This is a genomic window from Mycobacterium sp. (genome assembly GCF_052144515.1).
Lineage (GTDB): Bacteria > Actinomycetota > Actinomycetes > Mycobacteriales > Mycobacteriaceae > Mycobacterium.
Window position 1 is genome coordinate 1 of the sequence record NZ_JBKQQD010000216.1, and the last position, 5,229, is coordinate 5,229.

General features: G+C 63.3%; 2 protein-coding genes and 2 pseudogenes. 2 read left to right on the forward strand and 2 right to left on the reverse strand.

Translation table 11 applies throughout. The annotated features are described in order from the left end of the window. The first annotated feature begins 854 nt into the window (after positions 1-854). Positions 855-1,696: pseudogene (locus ACLP9N_RS15170) on the forward strand (SDR family oxidoreductase). 496 nt (positions 1,697-2,192) lie between these two features. On the opposite strand, the gene ACLP9N_RS15175 reads toward ACLP9N_RS15170, so the two are convergent. Continuing rightward, the gene (locus ACLP9N_RS15175; protein ID WP_442408194.1) at positions 2,193-2,405 is read right to left on the reverse strand and encodes an SRPBCC family protein; all 213 of its coding nucleotides are present in this window, start codon (positions 2,403-2,405) and stop codon (positions 2,193-2,195) included. Positions 2,406-2,624: 219 nt separating this feature from the next. On the opposite strand from ACLP9N_RS15175, the gene ACLP9N_RS15180 reads away from it, so the two are divergent. Then, positions 2,625-3,938 (forward strand): adenylate/guanylate cyclase domain-containing protein, encoded by a 1,314-nt coding sequence (locus tag ACLP9N_RS15180; RefSeq protein WP_442408195.1) that lies wholly within the window; start codon positions 2,625-2,627, stop codon positions 3,936-3,938. 92 nt (positions 3,939-4,030) lie between these two features. On the opposite strand, the pseudogene ACLP9N_RS15185 reads toward ACLP9N_RS15180, so the two are convergent. Then, positions 4,031-5,229: pseudogene (locus ACLP9N_RS15185) on the reverse strand (hypothetical protein); the annotation flags it as partial.

The following is a 5,229-nucleotide window of genomic DNA, read 5'->3' on the forward strand; positions in this document are numbered from 1 at the left end:
GCAACTGCTACGTAAACGTGCTGCGCGACGCGATGGCCGTCGATTCGCTTGATTCGTGCGGCGTGTATTTCGGTACCACGGGCGGACAGGTGTACGTGTCGGCTGACGCCGGAGACAGTTGGACTCCGACCGCACCGTCGTCAACCGGCACACAGACGCAGCGCGGACGGCTGTAGCAGTCCGGTCGCCCGAAAATGCATAACCCGTACAGGGTGGGTGAGGTCCAGATGATGGTGACGTCAGGCAACTGTTCGTCGCGCCAGCCCCAGAACGTTTTGAGCAAATGATGTTACCGACTGGCTAAAGAACACTCTAGGGCGACGGAATCAACCATCAGTCACGCCACCTTCCGACCAGAACGTTACTGCTCCACTTTGGCAACGGTGACCAGCCACTATCCCAACGGGCAGGCACCAGCTCCCACACCCACGAACCATTGTCAGCGCTCACACGGAGGTAGCGGCCATCACACTTCACATCGACACCGACGACGGCCCAACCACGAGCAATGTCATCCCACCCGCGATTTCCATCCACAAGGATTAGCGGCGCTACATCGTGAACGACGCCCGGCGTCCTACTGCTGCCGAAAACTGTCGCCACCTCGCCGAATTCGCAGGTAACTTTCCCGTCGTAGTGGAGCTCGATCACCTACTCCACGATGACGTACACGCAGCGGTCGGAGGTGGGTTCAGAAAAAAATCCGCACCTCCATCCAAAAAGTAGGCGGGCGCTTCCGCGTGTGTTGGCTTGGTGATGGCAGCGACTGGCTAACGTACGTTTCACCACCATCGCGGCGACCCCGCCGCCAGAATCTCCTGTCACCTGCAAAGGCGAGCGATTATCCTTCCCCAATGGCGTCGAGCGTATCGGGGAAGATTGCATTCGTTACCGGCGGCGCGTCCGGCATCGGCGCCGCGTTGACGACCAAGTTGGTCGACGGGGGCGCCGAGGTCTGGATCGCCGATCGTCAGATCGACGCGGCCCAGGAGCTGGCGCAACGCCTCAATAGTGGTGGCGCACAGGCGCACGCGATCGAGCTCGATGTGCGTGACTACTCATCGTTTGAGCGCGCCGTCGCCGAGGCGGTGCGGCAGTCCGGGCGGATCGACTACCTGTTCAACAATGCGGGCATTGGGGTCAGCGGTGAAATCGACTCCTACACGCTCGATGACTGGAACGACGTCTTCGACGTGAACCTGCGCGGTGTGGTGCACGGCATCCAAGCGGTCTATCCGATCATGATTCGGCAGCACTCCGGTCACATCGTGAACACAGCCTCGATGGCCGGTCTTGTCACCAGTCCGGGTCTGGGGAGCTACACCGCCACCAAACACGCCGTCGTCGGGATCTCGAAGGCGTTGCGGATGGAGGCCGAGCGCCACGGCGTGCAGGTGTCGGTGTTTTGTCCGGGCGTGATCCGGACCCCGATAATGACAGGCGGCCAGTACGGACGGATAAACATAGCTGGCGTCAGCGATGAGGAACTCCTCAAATTTTTTGAGCGGTTGCGGCCGATGGCACCCGAAAAGTTCGCCGAGCGCGCCCTTCGTGCGGTGTTGCGGGGTGACGCGATCATTGTGGTGCCAGCCTGGTGGAAAGCATGGTGGTACCTGGAGCGGCGCCAGCGTTGTCGATGCGATTTGCAAAGGTATCGCTCAAGCGCCTACGCGAAATGGAGTCCACCACATCCTGATCGCTGCGTGTCTTTGTGGTCAGGCGCACCGGTTCACACGTCGCGTGGGACGGTAGGTGGGTCACCCCGCCGCCGGGCATGCAGTAATACGTTGCGACGTAGCCGCGTTGGGCAAGTTCGAAGGTTGTCGTTTGGTCGTGTTACCGACTGGCCGAAGTACATTTCACCACCCATCTCGGCGACCCCGCCGCCAGAATCTCCTGTGACCTGCGAGAGATTTCACCCAGCCCCTCTCAATGTGTGCGGCGAGTTGACTCGGCGGCCTGCTTCAAGCGCCGCAGCGTTTCTTGGATGCCTCGATTAACTTGGCGGCCACGAGGAACAAACGCCTCCACCACTCGGTCTAAGGCAGGGCACCATAAGAACTGGAAGGACTCTGTTACGAGCGTCCCAGGCATTAGCGGCTCAAACACGTAGTGCCATTCTGTCTGTTCGCGTCCGGTACGGTCATCAATAGTGGTGAAGGAGAACTTGCGGCCGCGATCAGTGGCGGTGATTACTGCCGTCCGCTCCCATCGGTAGGGTCCAAGGCGGTTGTAACCCCGAAATCGCTTGCCCACCTCAGCGGCAGTAGCCCGTCCAGCCATACGCACCGACAGCACTCAGGACTCCACTCACCCATGCGGGTGATGTCGGCGAGCAGATCGTAGACAACTTCTGGCGGCGCTGCTATTTCTATGCTCTCGCGTCCCCGTTGAGGCGTCGGCATGAACTAATCCTCGATCCGTTTCGCGCGTGGCGCCCCGCTCCAGGATCGTAGGCGACCCGTGGCGTGCCGACCGTAACTACCGGCGATCTATGAAATGCCAACATGGGCTGTGTTACCGATTTGAGAAAGTACACTTCATCCGCAGACTGCCGGCCGCTCGTCCTGGCAGGCTTGCGTGACACCGAAAATTTGACCTCCTCCTCGGCTTAGACTTCCGCAATGTTCTCGGAGACGCGCTATGCGCGAAACGGCGACTTGCGCGTGGCCTATCGCACCTCGCGTGAAGGTCCTCGCGATATCGTGTTCGTCACTAACTGGTTCACGAACTGCGAGGTCTTTCCGGACCTGCCGTCGCTTCAAGGGTGGGTCGAGGCGATGTCATCCCTGGGTCGGCTGATCTTCTTCGACCAGCCAGGCACGGGAGCGTCCGATCCTGTCGAGCCTGGCGCGCTGCCAACCTTGGAGCAATGGGCTGACAGCATCACCGCGGTGCTTGACGATCTCGGGAGCACTGAAGCGGTTCTCCTCACGATCGACGGCTCACTCGCGACGGCGGCGTTGTTCGCAGCAACATATCCGTCCCGCACAACGGCGCTGCTCGTGCTCGAAGGCTACGCAGATGCGGGCGACCGCACCGCGCTGGTTGGAGAGGAGGTTGTCGCCGCAATGGACGCCATGTGGGGGACGGGAGAGTTCCAACATGTGATGAATCCGGACATGCCGTGGAACGAGGAGATCCGCGCAGCGTGGGGACGACATAATCGCCTGGCAGCAAGCCCACGGACCATCGCCCTGATGCTTCCTCTGGTGGTCGAATTGAACGTGCGCGCGATCCTTCCGACCGTCCGCGTGCCCACCCTTGTCGTCCAGCACACCGACGACCCATTCGTCACACCTGCAATGGGCAAGGATGTCGCCGATCACATACCGGGCGCGAAGTACGTCGAACTCCTGGGGCGCAACATGTTTCAGTTCGTGGAACCGTGGCGCGATTCGTTTCAGGAGATCGCCGAGTTCCTCACCGGCGAGCAGCCCGACGTTGCCGACGACCGTGTCCTTGCCACCGTGCTCTTCACCGACATCGTGAACTCGACGCGCCGGGCCGCCGAGATCGGCGACCGTGACTGGCATGCCCTGCTCGATGCGCACGACGCAGTCGTCCGGTCGCAGCTGGCCCGTTTTCGAGGTCGCGAGGTGAACACATCGGGAGACGGTTTCCTCGCGATGTTCGACGGCCCTCAGCGAGCGATCCGCTGCGCGATGTCGATCCGCGACGCCGTGCAGTCCCTCGGCATTCAGGTGCGCGCGGGGTTGCACACCGGCGAGTGCGAAGTCCGGGGCGACGACATTGGTGGGATCGGCGTGCACATCGGCGCGCGCGTGAGCGCCCTGGCCGGGCCGAACGACGTGCTCGTGTCCAGCACGCTGCGCGACCTCGTGATCGGGTCAGGACTCGAGTTCGAGGAGCGCGGCGCTCACGAGCTCAAGGGCGTGCCCGGCGAGTGGCGCCTGTTCGCCGTCGCCTCTGCCTAAAACCGTTGACAGGCCGTCAGAATGGGTACGGCGCTCGGACAGACTTTTGCACCTCTACCCCTCGCTGAGCGCCTCGGCTCCTGAGGGGGCATTCAGCTGGGGTGTTCGAGTTCTGTTCGGGCCTGGTCGATTTGGTCGAAGGCGTAGGTGGCCATGGCGGGGGTGGTCATGGCGGCACCGGCGCGGGCGAGTGCGTCGTAGGTCTCGTCGCCCAGCACGTCGCGCAGGTGGGCGATCGCGGTGGTGATCTCGGGGAACGCCGCCGCAGAGAAAGGACTGAGCGCGAACCCGGCGATAGTGGCCGCCGGTTCGTAGCGTCCGAGCCGGTCGAAAAGAGCGGCGAGGACGGCCAGCGGGCCGCGGATCGTCGTGGTGTTGCCGTCATTGTGCCAGTTGCGGATTACCAGAGTGAGGTGATCGAACGCGGCCACCGGGTCGCCGTGCTCGGCCTCAAGTCGTGCCAGATCCAGCGCCAGGAATGACGCGACGGCGCGGTTGCCGCTGTCTTGAGCGATCACCAGACCCCGGCCGAGGGCGTTAAGCGCCCCGACGGGATCTGCGTCACGGAAAGCCAAACCGTAGGCCCAGAGCGCCAACCCGAGCAAGGACGGGTTGCCTGTTGCCTCCGCAGCCTCGATCAGGCCATCCGCGGAATCCATCGCCTCCCCACCGGAACCGGCCACTGCAAGGGCGCTAACCAGCCATGACCGGATGAGGACGGGGGTGTCGCGGCGGCGTGCGAGCTGGGCGCGGCACACCTCGGCCAACCGCTCGGGCTGCCCGATGGCTAGGTATACAGTTCCAAGCCAGGCTTCGATGCCGTACGGCAGCGCCTCGCGGCTCCTGCCGAGAACGATCTGGCCGGCCTCGCTGTAGCCGACAGCCGCCTCGATCCGTCCAGTCCAGTAGCACAGCGACGCAATCGCGTACAGAGCTGCCAGCCGGGGGTGGTCGATGGCGCGGGCGGGCTCGATGAGTTCTTCGGCCCAGGCTATTGGCTCAAGGGTTTGGACCAAAGCGCCGAGCAACCCCGCATAGCTGGCGATGGTGGCGGCGGCGTCGAGGTCGCCGTGGTCGGCGGCCCAGCGAAACGCGGTGCGCAGATTGGCCAGCTCGATCGTGAACCAGTCGTAGGCCTGTCGCTGGCGGGGGCTGTCCCACAGGGCCAGGATGACCACAACCAGAGCTTCATGGCAGTCGCCAGGGTGCAGGCGCCGGTGCCGGGACGGCTGGAGGCGATCCGCCCCATCTCCGCCACCCAGTCCCGGTATTGAGCGAGGAACAGCTCGTT

Excerpts from the sequence above, each read along its gene's own strand:
- ACLP9N_RS15175 (WP_442408194.1), bottom strand. The coding sequence starts at position 2,405 with ATGCCGACGCCTCAACGGGGACGCGAGAGCATAGAAATAGCAGCGCCG.
- ACLP9N_RS15180 (WP_442408195.1), top strand. The coding sequence starts at position 2,625 with ATGTTCTCGGAGACGCGCTATGCGCGAAACGGCGACTTGCGCGTGGCC.